This window comes from Microcoleus sp. F4-D5 (assembly GCF_036704885.1).
Lineage (GTDB): Bacteria > Cyanobacteriota > Cyanobacteriia > Cyanobacteriales > Microcoleaceae > Microcoleus.
In genome coordinates, this window is the sequence record NZ_JAUBSX010000008.1 from 1 (window position 1) to 23,462 (window position 23,462).

At 47.4% G+C, this 23,462-nt stretch carries 12 protein-coding genes; 7 read left to right on the top strand and 5 right to left on the bottom strand.

Translation table 11 applies throughout. The annotated features are described in order from the left end of the window. Nucleotides 1-1,227: 1,227 nt before the first annotated feature. The gene (locus tag QUA80_RS05760; protein WP_333422255.1) at nt 1,228-1,851 is read right to left on the bottom strand and encodes a GNAT family N-acetyltransferase; all 624 of its coding nucleotides are present in this window, start codon (nt 1,849-1,851) and stop codon (nt 1,228-1,230) included. 538 nt (nt 1,852-2,389) lie between these two features. On the opposite strand from QUA80_RS05760, the gene QUA80_RS05765 reads away from it, so the two are divergent. The 3 genes from QUA80_RS05765 to QUA80_RS05775 all read left to right on the top strand — a co-directional run bounded on the left by QUA80_RS05765 (nt 2,390) and on the right by QUA80_RS05775 (nt 7,914). Next, nucleotides 2,390-2,758, top strand: a complete 369-nt coding sequence (locus QUA80_RS05765; RefSeq protein WP_333422257.1) for a hypothetical protein — start codon at nt 2,390-2,392, stop codon at nt 2,756-2,758. Nucleotides 2,759-3,248: 490 nt separating this feature from the next. Continuing rightward, complete coding sequence (locus QUA80_RS05770) at nt 3,249-6,749, top strand: response regulator (protein ID WP_333422259.1); 3,501 nt, start codon at nt 3,249-3,251, stop codon at nt 6,747-6,749. A gap of 283 nt (nt 6,750-7,032) precedes the next feature. Then, nucleotides 7,033-7,914 (top strand): lysophospholipid acyltransferase family protein, encoded by an 882-nt coding sequence (locus tag QUA80_RS05775; RefSeq protein ID WP_333422261.1) that lies wholly within the window; start codon nt 7,033-7,035, stop codon nt 7,912-7,914. 383 nt (nt 7,915-8,297) lie between these two features. Here the strand turns inward: QUA80_RS05775 and QUA80_RS05780 are convergent, their stop codons facing one another. Beyond that, complete coding sequence (locus QUA80_RS05780) at nt 8,298-9,683, bottom strand: 2-polyprenyl-6-methoxyphenol hydroxylase-like oxidoreductase (protein WP_333422263.1); 1,386 nt, start codon at nt 9,681-9,683, stop codon at nt 8,298-8,300. Between the two features lie 41 nt (nt 9,684-9,724). Here QUA80_RS05780 and QUA80_RS05785 point away from each other — a divergent pair, with 41 nt between their 5' ends. After that, nucleotides 9,725-9,862 carry a hypothetical protein gene (locus QUA80_RS05785; protein ID WP_333422265.1) on the top strand — a complete coding sequence of 46 codons (138 nt, stop codon included), beginning with the start codon at nt 9,725-9,727 and terminating at the stop codon, nt 9,860-9,862. Nucleotides 9,863-10,083: 221 nt separating this feature from the next. Then, on the top strand, nt 10,084-13,185 hold the full coding sequence (locus tag QUA80_RS05790) for an MFS transporter (RefSeq protein ID WP_333422267.1): 3,102 nt from the start codon (nt 10,084-10,086) through the stop codon (nt 13,183-13,185). A gap of 706 nt (nt 13,186-13,891) precedes the next feature. On the opposite strand, the gene QUA80_RS05795 is transcribed toward QUA80_RS05790, so the two are convergent. After that, on the bottom strand, nt 13,892-14,044 hold the full coding sequence (locus tag QUA80_RS05795; protein WP_333422269.1) for a hypothetical protein: 153 nt from the start codon (nt 14,042-14,044) through the stop codon (nt 13,892-13,894). A gap of 657 nt (nt 14,045-14,701) precedes the next feature. On the opposite strand from QUA80_RS05795, the gene QUA80_RS05800 reads away from it, so the two are divergent. After that, nucleotides 14,702-19,255, top strand: a complete 4,554-nt coding sequence (locus QUA80_RS05800) for a response regulator (RefSeq protein ID WP_333422271.1) — start codon at nt 14,702-14,704, stop codon at nt 19,253-19,255. A gap of 512 nt (nt 19,256-19,767) precedes the next feature. Here QUA80_RS05800 and QUA80_RS05805 read toward each other — a convergent pair. Further along, nucleotides 19,768-21,429: a glycosyltransferase family 39 protein gene (locus QUA80_RS05805; RefSeq protein ID WP_333422273.1), complete on the bottom strand. Its 1,662-nt coding sequence runs from the start codon at nt 21,427-21,429 to the stop codon at nt 19,768-19,770. Nucleotides 21,430-22,295: 866 nt separating this feature from the next. Then, the gene (locus tag QUA80_RS05810; protein WP_333422275.1) at nt 22,296-22,427 is read right to left on the bottom strand and encodes a hypothetical protein; all 132 of its coding nucleotides are present in this window, start codon (nt 22,425-22,427) and stop codon (nt 22,296-22,298) included. A gap of 54 nt (nt 22,428-22,481) precedes the next feature. Between QUA80_RS05810 and QUA80_RS05815 the strand changes: the two genes are divergently transcribed. Beyond that, complete coding sequence (locus tag QUA80_RS05815; protein WP_333422277.1) at nt 22,482-22,775, top strand: hypothetical protein; 294 nt, start codon at nt 22,482-22,484, stop codon at nt 22,773-22,775. Nucleotides 22,776-23,462: the final 687 nt, after the last annotated feature.

The window sequence follows — 23,462 nt, forward strand, 5'->3', positions numbered from 1 at the left end:
TTGAGCCGGATACTTGGAAACTTGTAAGTCCGGTTCTGAGGGGGGAAAGGAGTGGTAACACTCCCGCCCTACCCGACATTTTTTGGATAGGAAGCGCGTGTAACAATTCGGCTGCCTATCTTTTTTGAGCAGCGGATTGGCTAAACCTTTACTCCGTCTGGGTTTCAGGCGGGTTGTTACCCCCCCAGGGCGCTTGAAACCTATCCTAAACTTGCCTCTGGTTTTTCTCTAAGGGGATGTTTGAAAACTAGAAGTGAGTAAAAAATCATGCTAGTCGTCTGACCGCGATCCGAATCATCGCTATGTAGATAAAAGTCTCCGATGTTTGGGGCTGCTTGTGACGGACTCGGTTCCCGTCCGGCAGCTACTCTTACCCGCTGGTAAAGGAAAGGTTGTCGCGAAGCTTTAACCAAGTACCATCTTTGCTCCACCTCCAAAAATCACCACAAACGGTAGGCCAACCCGGAAAATCGCCTGGCAAGCCTCGCCAGGTCATCGCAAGGCATCAGTACATAGAGAATGGCGTTGCTAAATAAAGCTATTGTACGTGGACGACCACCAGGTTTTTCTGAGGGAAATTGGTAGGCGATTAACTCCCACTGTTCCTTTCGTTAGATTGCTAGGATATGCTGCACGTCATTCGCGTGAGCGTGGTGCTGGTTTCTACAAATTTCAGCTTAAGCCTTGTGAGCTTTCTTACAACAGCCTCTACTTTTCAAACATCCTCTTAGACTACTTCGGTAGCAGACCCCAATTAAGTGTCAAGAATCAAGGTGGCTGATAGTCGGTGACTGTTTCAAATAACAAGCCTCACACTCGAAGAGTCACTGTAGCATATCTTGGGGAAACTGGTATAACTTTGTATCGCGGTTTTCAGGTGTCTGAAAGTACACAATGTTTGGCAGCTCAAGTTTTTATTAAAAACCTATTTTCTTAGGGTTTTGCGAGCGGACGGACTTAATAGGAAATTAAAACTCATTATCAATTCGCAATTTGCAATTCTCAATTCCCTTGATTCAAGATGCGGAACTCAAGGATATACGGATAGGTATTTTTTTCTGAGTTCCTAGATAGCTAAATACTTCTTCCTTTTATGCCGCAATTCCCTCTTACCAATTCCTTGATTCATGCTCTACAAGTCACGGATACACGGATAGCTGTTTTTTCCTTCTTCCTTATACCTCCTAACTCCCAATCCTCAAATTCCCATCACTTCAAATACTTAGCTTAGGAGACCGAAATCTGCTTGCGTAAAAACAGTCGGCGCGGCTGGCCCAACAGCCAACCAGTCCAATTCCAATCGACCTGTTGCAAGCGATAGCCGGCCTGATAGTACAACTGTCGCGCCGCGTGATTGTTTTCCAGAACGTGGAGGTAAATCTCAGAAAATCCCCATTCTATGGCTGTCTGCTCGCAGTTGCTGAGCAATTGTTGAGCAACTCCCTGCCGCCGGTACTCGGGGTGAACCGCTAAATTCGACAAATAAGGATAGTCAGAACTCGGGACTTGCCAAGGGAAGCGAGAACGCAGAGCCATTTCTATTGTTCCTGTTATGCACTGAGTTCGGTGCGATCGATAATTCTGCGTTCCCTCCTCGCGCGAGACTAGCTCAGCAACCAGACAAATGTAATGTTCAGCTTTAGAACGCAGTCGATTTTTTAAATCTTCGTAAATTCCCAAACGCAATACCGGATACACCCATTCTACAAACCCCTCGCGGGAGTGAAAGCTCATGGCCAAAATATCGGCTAGCTGCGTCAAGTCGTTCGACGCAGCCATCCGGATCGAAAAGCCAGAAAGTCCGGGAGTTTGTTGTTCGTGAGACGGTGAGGAAAAAAAGGAAGGGTTCACAATGCCAGGCCACTATATTAATTTTTCTAGGTTGGTTTCTAAGCTGCCCATCTTAGAAGCTTCACTGATGTTATACCGATCTTATAACGTAACTTATAGGCATAGTTTATTAGCCGGATTAAATCACTTTTTTTTGTGCTTGACTTTAAGTAGTATCTGATGTAAGTTGGAACCTTTAAGCATTTAAGACTCTAGTTATGACAAATAAAAACCCATCTCCTAATACTAGATTTCTGGGTAGGGGGAAAGGTATTAAAAACAATCAAAAAGGTTTGAACGTCAGGTTCCGGGAATCTTACCGCTCTGTGCTTGCGGAAATACCCGATCGAATATAATTTATCCGTCAAGCGGTAATTGAAAAACTCAACGACTCGTCAGACGAACACCGGGCGCGCTGGCGCATCAGATGTTCATCGCCGACCCGGGCCAGGCAACTCACCTTCGACCTGTTCTGGGGAATCCATCCCCCGTCCCCGATTGAACCGGCCTTACCTGTTGCGCCAGGGGGTACTCTCCCCAGCGTCCAATTTAAATTTGGATGCCTGCAAAAAGTCTGCGGGGATTTTCCCGCGTCGGCTCGATATTGTGCTGCGATACTGTGCTGGGCGCTATCGAGACCTTCAAAACCTCGATCGAGCTGATTGACCGGTTTCCACAGAGTACATCCCTAGCTAAGATTAACAGATGGAGGCTCGGGCTTGCGGTGTTCGATCGCAGTAATTGGCTTGTCGAAGGTCTGCAGGAGGTACAAAAAATGCCGCGTTCGGGGAAAAAGAGCAAGTCTAACTCAAATGGTACAGTAATTGCGTCCCTCGCACTCGCAGCCTCTGTTGTCTCTGAGCCACCCCCGAATATCAGTCAGGGGCTTGACGCCGGCTCGGGAGCCCTATCCTTGGCTGACTGTTAAAGTTGCTGTCACGTCTGGGGAAAAATACAGGCAAAGATGTTGGCTGTCTATTGTACGGTGCTGCGGGCAGTTTTAACATACCAAATAAAACATGCAGAGGATCGACAATAGCACATAAATTTGGCAAATATACTTACAATCAGGACGGTTATTCCTATGTATTATGAGATATCCCGACGGCAATTAAAAGTGCCGGATTCGCGTTTCCTCTCACGCATAGAGGTGAGGGATCAACGGTATTTCCGGCAAGACGAGTTTATGTGAATATCATTAAATAATAAAATTGGGGTGCACGACAGACAACTGTGGCTCAGAAGAATTCCGAATTGAAAGCCCAGACATTAAAAATCAAGGTTGATTCTTGCTTCGGCTTGCCTCACAACAACTTCAAAATCACGAATTATTGTGACTTCAGCAATTGAAACCCGCGAATTCTTCCTTTCATCAGACTTATTAAATCGAACAGCCCTGGGGCACAGGAGAACGGTGCATGAATTCCCAAGAAAATCCTAAGCTAAAAATTCTGATCGTCGATGACGAACCGGATAACCTCGATTTGCTTTACCGCACCTTCCATCGAGACTACAAAGTGCTCAGAGCTGAATCTGGCCCCGCCGCCCTCGAAATTTTGGCAAAACAGGGAGAAGTTGCTGTGATTATCTCCGACCAGCGAATGCCAAAAATGAGCGGTACGGAGTTTCTCAGCCTGACGGCGGCTCAATACCCCGACGTGATCCGAATTATTTTAACTGGCTATACCGATGTTGAAGATTTAGTTGAAGCTATTAACGCTGGCAAAGTATTCAAATACGTTACCAAGCCTTGGGATGCTCAAGAACTCAGAACTCTTGTCAGTCAAGCTGTTGATACTCACAATATCCTGAAAGCGCGCACCAATGAACTGCGCAGGGCTCTCTCGCAAGAATCGCTGCTTTATGCCGTTACAAATACTATCCGATCGGCTCCCAATTACCAGCAAATGCTGCAAAGAATTGTGGAAAGCGTCGGGCAGATGTTTGAGGTGAGTTGCTGTCTGCTGCGGCCGTTCCAAGACGGTCAGGTGGCCGATGAGTGGTTCGTTTACCAGAAGGGCGATGCTGAAGCCAGACCCCAAGATGATGCAGCCGCCGAACTGTCCCCGGATTTGCTGCGGGATTTGGTTTGGGAAACTCGGGATGTGGAGGTGATTCAAGATGCCCAAACTGACGATCGAGTTTTAAACTGGGACAATCAGCAGCGACAACAGGCTTACCAAGCTGCGAATATTCGATCGAGCTTGATCGTACCGCTGTTTTACAAAACCGAACTGATGGCTGTCTTGGCGCTGCACCAGTTCGAGGAACCGCGCCAGTGGCAAGACCACGAGGTACAGTTGGTAATTACGGTAGCCGACCAAGCGGCTTTGGCGCTTTCTCAAGCCCGGTCTTACGAAAAGGTGCGGGCGCTGGCAAAGCGCGAGGCATTAGTCAATACTATTACTACTGCCATTCGATCGAGCCTCGACCCCCAAAATATTTTTGCAGCCATTACTCAACAGCTCGGCCAAGCTTTGCAAGTTGACGGCTGCGCCCTATCTCTGTGGACAGAAGATGATGAGTACGTCCAGTGCGTGGGGCTCTACGACACCGCTAGGGATACCGTGGCTGTAGAACCAGGTTTTAACCATGCAGAGGTAGTTGGGAACCCTCCAAGCCCCGATCTGGCTTCTGCTATTGCTGCTGGTAACGCTCGCGGCTGGGTGTTTGCCCATCCTTCCTTACCGCAGTCTTTGGTACCGATTCGGGGCAATCCGGTGTTGCTGCAAGTCATGGTATCAAAAGAGCCGGTGGCGATCGAAGACCTCCACGAACACCCCGAGTTAAATGTTACAGAACTGCAAGTTCGATCGCCCGCCCGCGCCCTGTTAGTCGTTCCCTTGCTCTCGGAAGGCAAAATCATCGGCAGCATTTCCCTGCGCCAAAATCACAGCATCCGCCGCTGGAACCTCTCAGACATTGACCTGGCTCAAATAGTGGCAACTCAAGCTGCTCTGGCCGTGCAGCAGTCGCGCCTCTACCAGACTACCAGACAGCAGGCAGAACGGCTTCTGGAAGCCGATCGGCTCAAAACCGAGTTTTTCCAAAATATCTCCCACGAATTCCGCACCCCTCTCACACTAACTATCGGCCCTCTAGAATCAGCTTGCGGGCGCAAAGAAGACTTGCCCTACGAACAAGCCGTAATCGCTTTGCGAAATTCCCGCCGCCTCCTGCGCTTGGTAAATCAACTGCTGGACTTGCAGCGACTCGATGCCGGACGGATGCAGCCGAGTTTTCGCCCCTGCGATTTGGTCGGTTTCTGTTACTCCACCGCAGAGTCGTTCCGCGCCTACTGCGAGAAAAAAGGACTGCACTTAATTACCCAACTGCAAGAATGTCCTTTACTTTATTTGGATATTGAAAGATTTGACAAAGTTATTTACAACCTGCTATCAAATGCTGTCAAATTCACCCCAGAAGGCGGAAATATTACCCTGACAGTTGCATCGGCCGGCGCTCACTGCTTGTTGCAAGTAAAAGACACCGGCATCGGCATTCGCACCGAACAAATTCCCTATTTGTTCGAGCGCTTTCACCAAGCCGAAGGTTCTGCCAGCCGTTCCTACGAAGGCAGCGGTTTGGGTTTGGCACTTGTCAAAGAATTAGTCGAACTCCACGGCGGCCAAATTTCCGTCGAGTCTGTTTACGGCGAAGGTACTACTTTTAGCGTGTGGCTGCACTTTGGTTCGACTCACTTGCCCCCGGAACAGGTACTAGAAATACCTGCGGAGTTTCATTCATCCAAAGCTGCGGTGGAACTGGCAGATGTGGAGGCGGATTTGTCGGAAAATGAGGCAGAAAATCATAACTTTGAGTCGCTAGTATCGGTAACTTCAGAAACAGCAGCGGGTACGGTTTTGGTGGTTGACGATAATCCTGATTTGCGCTTTTACGTGTCGGGAATTCTGCGAGATTCCGGCTTTGCAGTTTTGCTTGCCCGCAACGGAGAAGAAGGATTTGCCGTGGCAAAAAACCGCCGTCCGGATTTAATTTTAACGGATTTGATGATGCCTTTGCTCTCGGGTTTGGATTTGATTCGGATGATTAGAGAGGATGAGGAATTGCAGGGAACTCCGGCAATTTTGCTGACTGCTAAAGCCGACGAAGATACTCGAATTGAAGGAGTAGAACGGGGTGCTGACGCTTATTTGTCCAAGCCTTTTAACGATCGCGAATTGTTGGCGGAAGTGCGGAATTTGATCGCCCTCAAACAAAACGAGCGCCGAGTGCAGCAGTTGAACAGTTATTTAACTGAGTCGGTGCTGCGCCGATTTTTGCCTCCGTCGATGGTGAAGGCCGCGGCGGCTGGAGATTTGGCGCTGGATTTGCGCCCGGAACCGCGATTGATTACTATTTTGTTTAGCGATATTGTCGGTTTTACGGAAATGGCAAATACGCTGCGCTCGCGCCGGGTAGCTGAGCTTTTGAATGAATATTTGGCGGCAATGACTAAGGCTATTTTTGACAGCGGCGGTACGGTGGACAAGTTTGTCGGAGATGCGGTAATGGCTTTCTTTGGCGCGCCGGAGGAACTAACGCCTAACGAGCAAGTACGCCGCGCTGTAGCTGCTGCTGAGCAAATGCTGCAAGCTCTGAAGGAGCTTAACAAGCGCTGGTTGGAACAGGGAATTGTTGGGGACAATGGAGTGCTTCCGGTGCGGTTTCGCTGCGGCATTCACCAGGGTACTGCGGTGGTGGGGATGTTTGGCGGCCCCGACAGATCGGATTATACTGCGATCGGGCCGAGCGTCAATATTGCCGCCCGCTTGCAAGAGGTGGCGCAACCAAACACTGTGCTACTTTCGGCGGCGGTTGCAGATTATGTGGAGGAAAATCGAATTATTAAATATAAGCCACTCAAACTCAAGGGAATTGATGAAACGGTATTGACTTTTCTACTAAAGTGTGATTAGTCATTAGTTGTGTGTTAACTATTATATATTGACATCCCGCACACAATCTCCGAAACCATATAATTTGGTGGGCGGGTTTGCGCACAAAATAGACAACAAGTACAAAACCTCCGAACAAAACCTGCCTGCGAACGCACTCAGAAACCACATATTGGCGTAAATTCTGATTTAATTATATTGATATAGCAACCTCGCCCGACGTTTATGAAGTTCTTAATTGCGGGAATATAAAGGGTTGAGTGAAACTTCGGTCTTCGTTCTTCCATCTTCCTTCTGCTATATAATGACCAAAACCTTAAATAATTTTGCAGTGACAAAAACTACTAACCAAAAAGACGGTAAATCATCCACCTATCCATTTGACGGTTTATCTTTGGACGATCGCAATCCCGACTTCATTAAACTTTTGCTGCCCATCTGGGAATGGCTGTACCGCTACTATTTTCGCGTACAAACCGATGGCTGGCACCACGTCCCCGCGAACGGCAAAATGCTCGTTGTCGGTTCTCACAACGGGGGGCTCGCGGCTCCAGATATGTTTATGTTCCTATACGAATGGTTCCACAGGTACGGCACGGAACGCTTGGCCTACGGATTGATGCACCCGACAGTTTGGAAGGTTTCTCCTGATATTGCTAGCATGGCGGTTCAGTGTGGTGCGATCAAGGCGCATCCGAAAATGGCGATCGCAGCTTTGCGAAAAAATGCCCCGGTTCTCGTCTATCCGGGCGGCGCAGAAGATACTTTTCGCCCCTATCACTTGCGCAATAAAATTTACTTTGCCGGACGCAAGGGATTTATTAAATTAGCATTGCGAGAAGAAGTGCCAATTTTACCAATTATCTCGCACGGTGCCCACGATACTCTGATAGTTTTGGCGGATTTGTACGAACAAGTTAAGCAATTGCACGAATGGGGAATGCCCTGGTTTTTGGGCATCGATCCGGTGGTATTTCCGGTGTACTTGGGATTGCCTTGGGGACTGAGTATTGGGCCTTTGCCTAACCTGCCTTTACCGGTGCAAATTCGGACTCGCGTCTGCAAACCGATTGTATTCGAGAGGTACGGAGATGAGGCGGCGCGCGATCGCGATTATGTCGATGCTTGTTTCGATTTAGTTACCGCCCAAATGCAAGAACAATTAGATTGTTTGGCTGGAAATTGAGAATTGCACAGATATAGATTGATGCAGAAACCGATTTTTTTTACAACAAAATAGCGTGAAATGCAAGGAATATGGGTTAAAAAAACAGTTTTTTGAGTTTTTTTGGCGAATTCCTGACTACAAACAATTTTTGAAATAACTCTAATAATAATTTATTTCAAAAATCGACGATTGGGGTATAAAATCTGATTTTACCCATCTTATTACCTCAAATAGCTGAAAACGTCAGTCGCCCAAGTTAAGCTTTTTATCATGCAGGTTCGAGCGGACATAATATTAGCTTAAATAAACGCAGATTAATTTATATTCGTCTGCGTTTATCTCCCTTTATCGGCGGTGAGCCAATAGAATTAGCAAAAATAACCTAATTCTGTATAAACTATTTATATTAATTCTGCCTTATGTCTTCGCGTGACTAATTGCCCGATCGCCTTAACCGCAATACTGGGAGAAAAAAGTACAGCCGGCGACTCAATCATGTGCAGAACTTCCAAAAATGCTTGACAAACTTTAGCATCTGAGACCAGCACTTTTAACACCAGATCCATGTAATCAATTGTCAGCCGCGTAGCAAGGTTTAGTTTTGCACCTTCACTTCCCGGATACCGGGAGTCCTGACTGATGGCAAACGTCCAAGGAACAGTGTGTAATTTTGCTAGTTTTTGTTGAAATTGTCGCCCAAAGCCTGTTAAATCGCCTTCTGGATACCGCTCTCTTTGCTTTTGCAGGCATCGATCTAGCATCTGAGCATCTAGTGCAGCAACGGTCATTCCTTGGCCGTAAACTGGGTTGAAAGCGCAAACTGCATGACCGATAACTGCCAAATTTTCAGGATAGCGGGAGAGGCGATCGTAGTGGCGCAAACGGTTTTCTGTACCTCGATAACTATAAATAGGTGTTATTGCTTCTGCATCTTTAATCCCATCATAAATTGTTGGAGTTGGCAGAGTGCGGGCAAATTCTAGAAAACCTGCTTCGTCGGTGGGAGGATAATCGCGATCGCCCCCGGCGAAACCCACCAGCCAGCGATTGCCTTCGATCGGGAAAATTGCACCGCCACGGCTGCGGAACGGCGGTCCTGGTGATACAAATACTGGCGCTGTGTCTGACAATTTACCGCTGCATTTATAGATGCGGCTGGCATAGCCGACAAAAGCATTGATAACGGTTTCTTGCGGAGGTTCATAGCCCAAACTTTTCAACCATTGAGGTGTTTGGGAAACTTTGCCACCAGCATCGACTACTAAATCTGCGTACAAATTCTCTGCATGGATGTTACCAGGGTTGTGGCGATCGCGAAAACGCACCGATACGCCAGCAATCTCCGCGCGCGAGGCATTCCCCAGCAACCCCGTTACTTTCCCTCCTTCGAGGAAATGCACGTTCGTATTTTCAGCCAAGCGGCGGCGAATGTGCCAATCAAGTAAATCCCGACTGAACATAATTAAATCATTTAGATCCGGGCTAAATTGCGGGGCCCAACCCGCCGGACTAAACCACCGGATCGACCTCGGATCTAAACTAGGAGCACCAGCAGCTACCAGTTCGTTTTCCAAGCCGGGAAAAAAATCTTCTAGGATGATTTTTCCCCGATTAAACAGGATGTGAAGGTGACGGGATTGAGGAATACCGGGGCGAGGTGCCGGTTTTTCTGGAAAAAAATCTCGTTCAACAATACTTACTCGGTCAAAGTATTTTGCTAATACTCTAGAGGCCAACAGTCCTGCTAAACTGCCGCCAATAATAATTGCATGACTTTCTCGCTGCACTATCGAATTCCTTCAAGGCTAATTTGCTATGGAATTGCTTGATGAATTGCGAACAATTTGTCTGGGCTTCTGTGCCGACTCTTAATATCGATCGACCAAAGATTTTCCTCGGCAATTATTTTTATCCGACTTACCATTACTACTATAAATCTCCGGTGCGCCACAGCGCGCTTTACTGATCACTCACAACTAACAACTTAACAACTGCCAACTTACATATCACAAATATCCCTAAATTGATAGCCGGCCGCAGACATAGTTCTACACTTCCAACTGTAGGGGGATGCTTTAGCTCGTCAATAAGGTGATGCTTGCCATTGGGGGCATGAGTCTAAAACTATATAATTAGTCAACTCGCGCCCACGATCGGGCGCACCCACCCCTTAACGAGGCATATACTATGTATCAAAATTTGCCAATAAATCCACAACTGTATAACATCGGGTTCTGGCTGGCCCAAGTGCCAGTAGAGCAGACTACTACAAACACAGTAGTAGAAGACACAGCACTCCTCTACTCCGGGCCGCAATTTTTTATCGCCTTGATAGCTGGAGTCGTACTCGCCTGCGCTTTCCAACTCTTGCTAACAAATTTATCAGTAGCCGCGGGCCTTTCCTACATAGGACAATCCCACGACGGCGACCGCCAGTCGGATAGCGGCAGCCCCCCAGTCCGCCACATCGGTCGAAAGGTAGGCACTTGGACGCTAGTCACCGTCACCGTCGCCCTATTCTTCGCTTGCTTGCTAGCAGTTAAGCTAAGCTTGATTAGCAGTCCCGGTTTAGGGGCGATCGTCGGTTTAGTCGTGTGGGCTACCTATTTCTCACTACTCGTCTGGGTTAGTTCCACCACCGTCGGTTCCTTGATCGGTTCTGTCGTCAATACCGCGACATCAGGCGTTCAAGCCATTGTCGGCACCGCAGCCTCGGCCCTGGGCGCAAAAGCAGCCAGCAACCAAGTAGTCGCCACAGCGAAAGCAGCAGCAGCAGCAGTGGGTCACGAACTCGGTAGCGCGATCGACCCTACAAGCTTGCGCGAAAATGTCGAAGACTACATCCAAAGCCTCAAACCGCCTGAATTAGACATCAAAGGGATGCGCAGCGAATTTGAAAAATTGCTCAACGATCCCCAACTCAAAGCAATTGCTGGCGAAAATTTGCCGAATCTCGACCGGCAAACTCTCGTAGATTTAGTAAGTTCGCGATCGGACTTATCAAAACGCGACGTAAACCGGATTGTAGACCAACTTCAAGATGCTTGGAAACAAGTAGGAAAACAAGGGCAGCAATCAGACGGCATCGCCGAATTAGTAGACTATCTCAAATCTGCAAAATCGGGAGATTTGGTCTCAGATAAATTGGCAAGTAGGGTAGAAAAAGCCCTCAGCAATCTGGGGGGGCAAAATTCCGGACAAAGCCCGACCATGATGTCGCAAGCAACGACAATGGCAGTCAATGCTTTAATGGGAATAGTATTGGGTCGCACGGATATTTCTGACTTAGATGTTGAAAAAGTAATCGGTCAGCTCAAAGAAGCTAAAGACAAAGTTGGCCAGCAAGCTGATAAAATTACCGCTCAAGTCAAAGGCGAACCAGAAACTTACAGCCCAATTCGTGCCGACGTAGAAAACTACTTGCTTAACACTTATTCGTGGCAGATGAACCCGCAAGCGATCGAGCGCGAATTTCGGGATGTTATCTACGATCCTACAGCCGATCCGGGAACTGTGCGCCGCGAATTAGAAAAACTAAAACAGTCTAATTTTGCCGAAATCTTGGCTAGTAGAGGCGTTTTTACCCAAGACAAAATTAAAGAAATTTCCCAGGAATTAGAAGCAATTAGACAGCGCGTTTTACAAACCGCGATCTTTGCCGAAGAGCAAGAAAAAGCTCGCGATTTGCAGTGGCGGGTGGAAACTTATCTGAAGCTGACGCCGAAAGAAGAACTTACAGCAGCAGGTATCGGGAGCGATTTCAAAAAAATCTTAGAGGATTCAGACGCTAGTTACGAACAGTTGCGCGCGAGGCTTTCTCCTTACACCCGCGACAGTTTCGTGCAAATTCTCAGAGGTCGTGAAAACTTTGGCTTCCAAGAAGTAGAACAGATTGTTAAAGATTTAGAAAGGACGCGAGATGTAGTTTTAGCAGATGCTAAAGGTCTGCAAGAAGCAGCGCAAGTCCGACTAGATAACCAGTGGCAAAGAGTGCAAGAATACTTGAAGTCTACGGGCAAAGAAGAACTCAATCCCGAAGGCATCAAGCGCGATTTCAAAACGCTGCTGGACAATCCGGAAGCGGGAATGTGGGCGCTGAGAGCTAGAGCTTCTAGGTTCGATCGCGAAACTTTGGTAAAATTGCTATCTCAGCGGAAAGACCTCAGCGAAGACCAAGTAAATCAGCTTCTCGACAGCGCCGAAGAAACTTGGCACAGCGCGGTGCACGCGCCGCAAAAGTTGGCCCAAAAAGCTAAGGATCAGTACGATCAAACCACAACCGCCCTTGCAGATTACCTTCGCAATACTGGCAAATCAGAACTCAATCCTGAAGGGATTAAGCGGGATTTGACAAAACTGCTGGAAAATCCTAAAGAAGGAGCTTTAGCGCTGCGCGGCCGCCTGTCTCAAGTCGATCGCGATACTTTGGTAAAACTGCTTTCTCAGAGAAAAGATTTGAGCGAGGAACAAGTCAATCAAATTATCGACCAAGTGCAGGAAACTCTCGGCTCGATTGCAAAAGCGCCGCGCCGTTTGGCAAAGCGGATGCAAAGCCAAGTACAGGATTTTCAGAGTGTTTTAGAAGATTATTTGCGCAATACGGGCAAGGATGAATTAAATCCCGAAGCCATCAAGCGCGACTTGCAACTGCTGCTACACGACCCGAAAGTCGGCGCTTACAGTTTGGGCGAGCGCCTGTCGCACATCGATCGAGCTACAGTTGTTTCTCTGCTGTCTCAGCGGCCTGATATTTCTGAAGCAGAAGCCAATCGCATTGTCGATGGAATTTTGTCGGTGCGCGACGAGTTCGCACTGCAAATTCAGAAAATACAGGAGCGCATTCAGTCGGTAATTGACGGGATTCTCGGAAAAATTCGGGATTACCTCAATTCGCTCGATCGCCCAGAACTAAATTACGAAGGCATTACGCGGGACGTGCGGAAGTTATTTGACGACCCGCAAGCCGGATTTGACGCTTTGCGCGATCGGCTGGGTCAGTTCAACCGCGATACTTTAGTAGCACTAATTAGTTCCCGCGAGGACATTTCCGAAGCAGATGCCAACCGCTTGATCGACCAAATTGAGAGAAGCCGCAACAGCGTCTTGCAAAGAGCAGAACGCTTGCAGCAAGAAGCGCAGCTTCGCCTCGAAAGCATCAAATTACAAGCCGAAAAACAAGCCGAAGAAACCCGAAAAGCAGCAGAAGTTGCCTCTTGGTGGCTGTTTTTCACCGCTCTTTCCTCGGCTGCAGCTGCAGCAGGCGCCGGTGCTTTAGCCGTCATCCGGTAAACAAGACTCAAGTTGCGATCGGATTGCAGATAGTGCCTGATGTGAGTTTATACTGACATCAGGCATTATTTTTAGTAAAAGATTTTATCCTGGGTGGAAGCGGGTTTATTTAATTTATTTGCAGCACTTAATGTTATTAGTAAAAACGCTATTAGCGTTTTTTTGAAGATAGTAAAACCTATGAATTTTTACACCTTAATTAGCCGTTTTTATTCATCCAAAATAGCAAAGGCAGTCCAGGACGCACGCTTCAAAAAAAAAACGGTTTATCGCTGTCGCGATCGAGCCTATATGACCGAATTACGTGCAGAGACCGGGTTTTTGCGTCCAGGAATCTTGAGGAATTTTGTCTTCAATACAAACCCGATCGCCGTTGTTTTACAGAATTAGATATGATATCAACTCCGGTAGCATCGGAATTAATATTACCCACAGTCAAGACACCGCGCCGTGCCGGGTGTCCCTACAATTAATCGGGTTAGGGACAATCTCGATCTCGCGGTGTTCTCGGTATCATTACCGATGCAACTGGAAACGATATTATTTACACTCGACAAAATAGCTTTTGGACTTAGAACGTTTTTGCGCGCCAAACTAAACGCGCCAGTCCGCTCTCGACCCAATATTTTGCAGCTATAGTAATAGTTAGGGTTCTCAACCCAGCACCAAGTTCTGCCAACTGCCTGCAGCCGGCGCACAGGCCCTATCAAACGCTAACTGTTTTGAGTTCGATCGCCCGTTTCTTTTGAAAATGCCGATCGTCAGATCGTAAATGGTAGGTAATAGGTTGTGCATAATAGGTAAGTGAAGTACCCACACGCTCCCGCTCTCGCGGTACAGCCTGGGCTTCCCGTTTCATCCACCGTTGCCAGAAAGCGGGACTTCCGATGCAGTTCGTACCGAGTACGATCGCGGTCTTACAAAGCGTCCGGAGGTTTGACAGTTCGTTCCCTCACTCCCACAGTGCCGAAACACGCGATCGGACAGACTCCCTGCTTCCCAAGGAGTTTCAGTTGTTTACGTACCAAATCTCTTGGATTTACGGCAATAGCCGACCAGCTAGAGATATTCCTTCCCCGAGATCTGTTCTTTCGCCAGGTAAGCGTATCATCCCTACATGAGCCTGTCTGTCCGATCGCTCGGGCGGGTCAACAACCATTTGTACTAGATCGGATTTCCTTAGCGAGGAATCTGCCGGGTGCGCTTGTTTCGTCGTCCTTCCTTTCCAGGAGTGCGAACTACGCCCAAGAATACTCAGGAGGATCTGGCTCGACTTTCCTCCACGCCCGAACTAAGAGTACGGTGTGGGGGTTCTGGTCTGCCTAGCTAAAGGTGTGAAAATACTATACTGACTGTGGGGGGCGACATACGCGATACCTTGGAAATACCAAGGGTTTTTCCAACTCAGCCCACAACATTCAAAACACGCAGGCCCTGCGATCGCCAATGCTAAACAACCTACGTCTCAAACCTCCCCTGGCTAGTTGCCTAGTAGCACCGTGAGGAGGGCGACGCCATGCAACTCCGAAAAAAAACACTATTAATCATCGGTGCAGCACTGATCAGCCTGATTCTGGTTCTCTATGCCACTGCATCAACCATTTTGCTGCACGATTTTCACAACCTCGAGGCACAGTACGTCCGCCAGGATGTCGCGCGGGCTTTGGACGCATTAGATGACGATTTGTCGAATTTAGACACCAGCGCCCAAGATTACGCCGAGTGGGACGATACTTACTCTTTCGTCAATACACGGAACGAAAATTTTGTCAAGTCAAATTTCGTCGATTCGACATTTATTTACTTGAGACTAAACTTATTGGTACTGCTCGACTCCAACGGTCAGACGATCTTCAGCAAAGGTTTCGACCTGAAATCCCAAACCGAACTCCCGATTCCCGAAAGCTTAAAACAGCACTTGACAGACGCGCTGCGAGACTCCTCAACAGGAGGCGATCGCCTCTCTGCCAAAACAGGCGTCCTCACCCTGCCAGAAGCCACGCTGCTGATTGCCTCAAAGCCCATTTTTAACAGCAACGCCCAAGGCCCGCCGCGCGGGACACTGATCCTGGGACGCTACCTCGACAGCAGCGAAATCATTTTGCTTTCAGAACTAACTCACCTGTCAGTGGATTTTAGATTGCCGAGTTTGGATTTTAAAGTCGGCTCCGCGAACTACTCCGGCCACGGTGCCAAGTCCATGGCTCGATCGAGGCAGGAGTTGGAAAATGTCAAACTCAAAATTTCCAACCTCAAATCAGTAGAAATTTTAGTCGAGCCGCTCAGCGAGAGCTTAGTCGCAGGATACGCCCTGATTCGCGACATCCACGGCAAACTAGCACTGCTGCTGCGAGTAGAGGCAGACCGCATCATCTACCGCCAAGGTCAGGCTACCTTGGAGCTGTTTACCTTATCAATACTGGCAGTAGGTTTAATATTTAGCGCGATCGCCCTGCTGTTGCTAGAAAAATTAGTCTTGGCGAGATTGGCTTGCTTAAGCACCAGCGTCAGCAACATCGCAGCCAACGGTGACCCAGACTTGCGGGTTCATATAGCTGGAGCAGATGAACTCGCAAGCTTGGCAGACACCATCAACCGAATGCTAGAAGCATTAAGCAATTCTCAAGTCGAACGCTTAGATAGCGAAGACCGCTATCGGTTGATGGCCGAAAACTCAACCGACATGATCACCAGACACAACCCCCAGGGCGTGTTTGTTTACGTATCGCCAGCCAGCCGCGCTTTGCTGGGATACGAACCTTCTGAACTAATCGGCCACGTTCCCAACGATTATTTTCACCCCGACGATTTAGAAACCATCGCCAAAGCTCACTGGAAAGTCCTGGCGCTGCCAGTTACTTACACCGTCAGCTACCGCATCCGCCGCAAAGACGGCAAATACATTTGGTTTGAAACCACCGGCCGCACGATCCGCGATCCCGAAACCGGCGAAGTGCAAGAAATTATCGGCATTTCCCGCGACATCAGCGCGCGCAAGCAAACAGAACAAGAACTGCGAGAAAGCGAAGCTGCAATTAAAGCTTTGTACCAAGTGACTTCGGCTCCCCTTACAGACCCGTTCAACCGCCTCTCTACCTTTGATTTGCGCCTCCAAGAACTGCTGGCAATGGGATGCCGGCAGTTAAGCCTGTCCGTGGGAATTTTGTCGCGCATTCAAGGGGACAACTATCAAATAATGGCTGTTGAGTGTCCCGATGGGTCGATCGTGAAAGAACAAATCTACGATTTGGAAAAAACCTTTTGCGTAGCTACGGCAATGGCAAAAGAACCGATCTACTTTGAGTCGGTGAGGTTTTCGGGTTTATCCTTCAACACGGACGATCCAGCCTTCAAGATCGAAGCTTACATGGGAATTCCCGTCACAGTGGCAGGTGAAGTTTACGGGACTCTGTGCTTCTTTTCTCCAACTCCTTTGGCAGAACCGTTCCGATTTGTAGATAGAGAGTTGGTAAAACTCATGGCTCAATGGGTGGGAAGCGAACTCGAACGCCAGCAAACAGGCGTTGATTTGGCAAAAGCTCGGGATCAAGCACTGGCGGCTACCAGAGCCAAAAGCGAATTTTTAGCCACCATGAGCCACGAAATTCGCACTCCGATGAATGGAGTCATCGGCATGACGGGTTTGCTGCTGGATACCTGCTTAACTCGCGAACAGCGCGATTTTGTAGAAACTATCCGCAGCAGCGGCGATGCTTTGCTGACACTGATCAACGATATTCTAGATTTCTCGAAAATTGAGTCGGGCAAATTGGACTTGGAGGAACATCCGTTTGACATCCGCACTTGCATTGAGGAATCCCTCGATTTGGTAGCTGCCAAGGCGGCAGAAAAAAAACTGGAATTGGGTTACTTGATCGATCGTTCCGTACCCGTAACTGCGATCGGCGACAGCACCCGCTTGAGGCAAATTTTAATCAACTTGCTCAGCAATGCTGTTAAATTTACCGAAGCTGGAGAAGTGGTGGTTTCAGTGACGGCAAAAAAAATTTCACTGTCGGCGGCCAACGCTAAAGAACCGCCAGCAATTAATGGCGAACCACTAGCAATTAACCAATCATACGAAATACAATTTGCGGTCAAAGATACCGGTATCGGCATTCCAAGCGATCGTATGGATCGGCTGTTTAAATCTTTCAGCCAGGTAGATTCTTCAACGAGTCGGCACTACGGCGGTACCGGATTGGGTTTGGCAATTAGCAAGCATTTGGCCGAAATGATGGGCGGCAGGATGTGGGTGGAAAGTATGGGTAGTCTGGCGGGCAATCCTCCCGCAGATTTTATAGCGACAGTTTTTGATGTGGAATGGGGAGAATCTTGCGAAATTGCCGAAAAATATTGCTCTGCCAAATCTGTACTCAGCAACAAGCCGATCGGCCAAAATCTCACATCCGTTGGCTCTACTTTTTATTTCAGCACGATCGTTTCTGGCTGCAACAGTTCCTTGCCCGTTAACTTGAGCAATTCTCAACCTGAATTAGCTGGCAAGCGAGTCTTGATTGTCGATGACAATGCTACTAACCGCCAAATTCTGACTCTCCAAGCTCAGTCTTGGGGAATGGTGGCTAGGGCTTCAGCTTCGGCTCGTTTGGCTTTAGATTGGCTAGCTGCTAAAGAGGAGTTTGACTTGGTAGTTTTGGATATGCAAATGCCGGAAATGGACGGGTTGGCTTTAGCTGCACAAATTCGCCAGTATCCTAATTGCGAAAAGTTGCCGTTAGTCATGCTAACTTCGATCGGCAGGCAAGAAATTAACACCCCTGGGATTGAGGTGGATTTTGCTGCTTTTTTGAACACGCCGATTAAACAATCTCAGCTTTACAATGTTTTAATCAATATTTTTGGGGAACAGCCAAGTGAAATTAGAGTGCAGCGCAGCAGCGGGCCTTTTTTGCAAAGCATACCTGTGCTGGCCGAGAAGTTACCCCTGCGGATTCTTTTGGCTGACGATCATTTGGTGAATCAGAAGGTTGCTTTGCAAATTTTGCAGCGGATGGGGTATCGCGCGGATGTTGCGGGAAACGGTATCGAAGTGCTCCAAGCTTTGCGCCGCCAGCCTTACGATGTGGTGCTGATGGACGTGCAAATGCCGGAAATGGACGGTTTGGAAACTACCCGCCGCATCCGCGAGCAATTTTCAGGAGATTTCACCTTAGAAAATCCCAGGGGAGAATCAGAAGTTTCCGCAACAGAACAGGAATCTAGTAATCTAAACTCGACAAACAATCCCGCGGGAGAATCAGAAGTTTCCGCAACAGATGAGCAATCTAATAATCGAATCAAAAATCAAAAATTGACTCCCGAGGAATCTAACAATCGAAAATCGAAAATCGAAAATCGAAAATCGACGAGGCCTTGGATTGTGGCGATGACGGCAAATGCGATGCAGGGCGATCGCGAAGAGTGCATGGCTGCGGGGATGGACGATTATTTGAGCAAGCCGATCGAAATTGAGGAGTTGGTTCGAGCTTTGAGCGCGTGTAAATCTCGCTCAAATGGGGAGTTCGATCGCGCGCAGTCGATTTTTTGTTTGAACGCGCAAGCAGAACAGATAGGAGGAACGAGTGAATTAGAAGTGGGATCGAAAGGGGCTGTTTCGGAAAATCAACAACTGACAATTCCCAAATCGCACGCAGTCGTGGGGTGCGGTGAATCAAATCTCGATCGGGCTTTGTCAGATAGCCGCGATTCCCTGAGTGCCAAGATTATAGAGGGACTGCGAGAAGTGGAAGCTTTGGACGACGCGATCGAGATTTACCTCGAAACAGCTCCCGAACTGCTGCGAGGCATCTCTATGGCCCTGGGCAACGCCGATCCGCTGGCTTTGCGGCGATCGGCACACTCTTTGAAGTCAATTAGCGGTACTCTCGGTGCTTTTCGCTTGTTTGAGCTGTGCGAGAAACTCGAAATCATGGGGCGCATCGGAACAGAGGCGAACAAGCCTTTATCAACTCCAGCTTGCGCGCTTTTAGAGCAGGTTGAGGCGGAGTATCAAAGAGTCGAAACGGCGTTGAAAATAGAACGCCTGTACAGCGAAACAAGGACAGAATAATTAACCAGCGATCGGCCCAGGCGCATCAAAATTTTACAGTCAATTTTGCTGAAATTCTTGTGGGGTGTCCCGCCCGCGAAAAAATAGAATCTAGATGCCCAACAGCTTAGGATCGCGAATTAAATAATTTACACAAGGAAAGTGGGGTGGGCTCTTATAGCCCGCCCTTTCCGGACGGGCGGGACGCCCATCCCACAAGAACTATCAGGCATTGTAAGTTATTTAATTCTCATTCCTTAACTAACTATTCTTCGTGGGCGGTGGCTGGTTTTTGAGATGGTTGTTTTTAGACGGAACTTCCCCCGCACGCGAGGGAAGTTCCGGTTAAATATTGAGTCCTGGACGCATCAAAATCAAAAAAATCGGTTTTTTTGGGGTGTTTGGATCGGTAATGAGGATGGTCGGAAAAACCCCGGTTTCTGGCTCGCAGAAAATCTAATAAACTGAGTTTTTTTTTGTATTTTGGTCGGTAATTAGTATGGTAGGAAAAACCAGGTTTCTGGCTAGCCAACTTACTTTTTAGTTACCAAAACCCAATCGTCTGCTGTTTTCACAATCTCAGCATTCTGCAAACCTAAATGTTTGAGAACTGGTTTTTCTAACAGAAAATAAGGTTGAGGAAGAGTTTGCCATTTCTGTTTGAGTGTCGGCGCGTCGGCGACAATAACTTGGCGGTTGCTGTAGAAATTTAGCGAAGGACGCGGTAAACGGTGAGAGGTAAAAACCTCCTGACCGGCCGGAGTTCCTGTGCGGACAATTTCGGCGATCGGCTTAACTGGATAATCCTCTGCCAGTTCCCAAACCCAGTTATCCGAAGCGACCAATACCAACAGCGTCAAGTAAGTTCCCCAAATTAAAACTAATATAAACTGCCGGTCTTTGCGGTGCAGCAAGACGGCAGCCATTGTCATTGTCAAAGCTACAAACATCAGCATTAACTGCAAATCTCGCTCGGGCGATAAATTGCGCCCTCCCAGTGGCAATCCTGACCCGAAATACAGGAAACCGGCGACAGCAACTACAGCCAGTATTGCTAAAATCGCGGGATGAGGCAAAAAAGAAATAGCATCAAAATGTTCTTCGACTTCATCTTTGACCGGCTCAGGTGGCACCGACAGTTGCTCCCAAACTTCAGCGAGATAACTGCCAACGGCTAGAGCAAAAGCTGGATAAACTGGCAAAACATACCAAGGCAATTTAGTATTCATCACAGAAATAGCCAGCAGATATACTCCTGTCCAAACCAACACTAATTTTGACCAGGGAAAATTGCGATTTTCCCAACTAAAATACAGCCCTTGCAGATAAAATAACTGCCACGGCCAAGCTGATTCTAAAATTTCTAAAAGATAATACCAGGGCGGGCCTTTGTGATTGCCCACAGGTTCCCAAATGCGACTGAAAGATTGGCTGACTAAATTAGCGCTGATAAAATCTTGGCCGTAATGCAGCCACTGGGCAAAATACCAAGCAGCTACGGGGAAAGTTCCGATCGCCAATCCGCCCCAAAGATACCCAGAAGTGAGGAGTCGCGGTGTATCCCAAACCAGGAACAAAAAGCCGATCGCCCCCAGCAGCAGCCCCAACATGACGCCTTTCGTCAGGCAAATGAGTCCGAACCCAATCCCTGCCCCCAAAGCGTAGCGCAAGTCGCGGCGCGATCGCAGCAAACACCACACTGCAGCGAGCAAAAAAAACAAAACTGCCCCGTCCAACATCGCCAAACGTCCGTGCCGCACTATCGGTAGCAGCGTCAGATAGACGAGGGCCGAAAAAATCGAGCTCGAACGCTGCGGAAACAACTCCCTCCCAATCGCGTAAAGCAGGGGCACTGAAGCGGCTGTCAGCATCGCCGGTACCAACCTCGCGGTCAATTCGCTGACACCACCGGCGGCAAAACACAGCCCCATCAGCCAGTGTACCAGCGGTGGCTTGTTCAAATAAGGCATTGAGCCGATCGTCGGATACAGCCAATTTAAGTTGCCGCGCCAAATTTCGCGGCTTACCTGCGCTGCAATGCCTTCATCCCAATCCCGCAAAGCCACGCCACCCAGATTCAGCCCGAAAATCAGCACTGCAGCCAACAAAAAAGCCAGCATCCACAGTCTGTCTGTAAAACTGTCATTCCAGCGATTTTTCGGTTTGCTGCCCAGGGATGGAAAGATTTCTGACATAAGTTAAGAGAGTTTTGAGCGTCCCAAACTGAAGGTAAACTTAGATAGCAGGTGCGATTCGTTTAGCCGAAACCTGAAAAGGGGGATGGCTAGCAGCGATGGGGTAAACCTATTAGGTTTAAAGTTCGCACTTTAATCCCCCATCGCCGACAACTTACTATCCATGCAGGTGAGAAAACCTAGTCGATCATCCAGCTAAGAAAACTAAGGGAAAATGGGAAAAATGAAGGTGCAACCAACATCATAACCAAAATCCAAAACAAATCAAGTCCTGACATCATGGTGCGTGATTGAAAGCACACAAAGAACCAGAAATAAAAACTCGTTTCCCTACATGAAGATTGACAACCTTGGTGTAAAGCGGGGGTGAAAGCGGGCAATCGGGATAGCCGAATACCGACACCGCAAGCAAAAATCCTATAACCGAATCATTACGAAAGTAATGAAGTCGTGGGGTAGAAGCGCAAGCTAACAAATTGTCAACATAACCGTCGTAACTTAGTTCCAGAGGATATAAGCTCTCTCAGAGAAATCTGAACTTCTGGGTCAGGAATATCTGACAAGGGTAAGGACTATCAGCATTCTACTACCGAGATAGCGCACCACCTAGAACCCGGCCGGAAATACAAACCCTAACGGATTTAATCAATGGATAGTAGGAACGAAATAATCCTTTTGTATGCTCCTCTTTAAATCAATACTTCGGACTGTTTTGGAACAGGGACGCTCCCCGAGCAGAGCTAAAAAGTCCCTGGGATTTTAACCGAAAATCCCAAAAAAAAGGCACTTTTTACGTTAAGCTCAAAAAACACACGAACTTAAAAAAATGTCTGATGAATATTCGAGAATCTATCTTACAACAAATGTCAGGGATGAGTCAATCCCAAAAAAAGTTTATGGTGACTTTCTTTTCCACCATATTGCTTGTTTATGGCAAGGTGAACTTTACCAATCTGAGCCGTTACAGTTCCTTGAGTGAAAAAACTTATCGTCGTCATTTTTTGAAAAATTTTGATTTCGCATAATTTCATCAATACTTTATCAAGAAAGCCTTGAATTCTGAGCGAACCATTATTGCTGTAATCGCTTGTTCATTTATTAAAAAAAGTTGCAAAAAAACTGAAGGAAAAGCTAGCTTTTATAATGGTGTAGCTGGCAGACCAGAAGCAGGATTAGAAATTTCTGTAATTTCTCTGGTCGAAGAAGTTGAAACTCATTTGTCTTATAGTGTGAGCGTACAACAAACGCCCTGGCGTCTTCCCACAGAACTACCGAAAAATTCCCTCACTGCTCAAGCTCAAAAAAACTCAAAAAAACCGACTAAAAAAAAGGCTTCTCGAAGCTAAACCCTTGAGATAACAAGAGTTGACGACTATGCTCAACATTAAAAAAAAACTGTTTTTTATTGCCAGAATCTGTACGTTACTTGGTAGCTGACGGTTATTATTGTCGCGCTAAGTTCTGGGAGGCTGTACGGGATTCAGATTGAAATTTGATTAGTAAATTACGGTCTGATGCCAACTTGAATTACCTCTATACAGGTGAAAGAAATAAAATAGGCGCCCCTCGTAAATATGACGGAAAAGTAGACTGTAACAACTGGAAAAATTTAATCTTTATTAAATAAATCAAGCCGGGTTAAGCTTTATTCATTAGTAGTATGGAGTGTTTGTTTAAAATATCAAATACGTTGAGCTTGTCTTTCAGAGTTGAACCCAATGGTAAAATTAAAAATCTTTGATTATTCAGCACTGATATCGCTCTAACAGGTGAGCAAATACTTGAGTATTATCAGGCTCGTTTTCAGATTGAGTTGATTTTTCGTGATGCCAAACAATTTACGGGTTGATCCGATTGTCAATCCCGTAGTGGTCAAAGCCTTAATTTTCATTTTAATGCCAGTCTAATTGCTTTAAATTTAGCCAAATATGAAGCTTATAATCGTCATTCATCTCCCGCTCCATTCGTGTTTTCCCTGACCTCTTATAAACGCCGTGAATACAAACTTGCATATACTTTACACCTTTATTGAT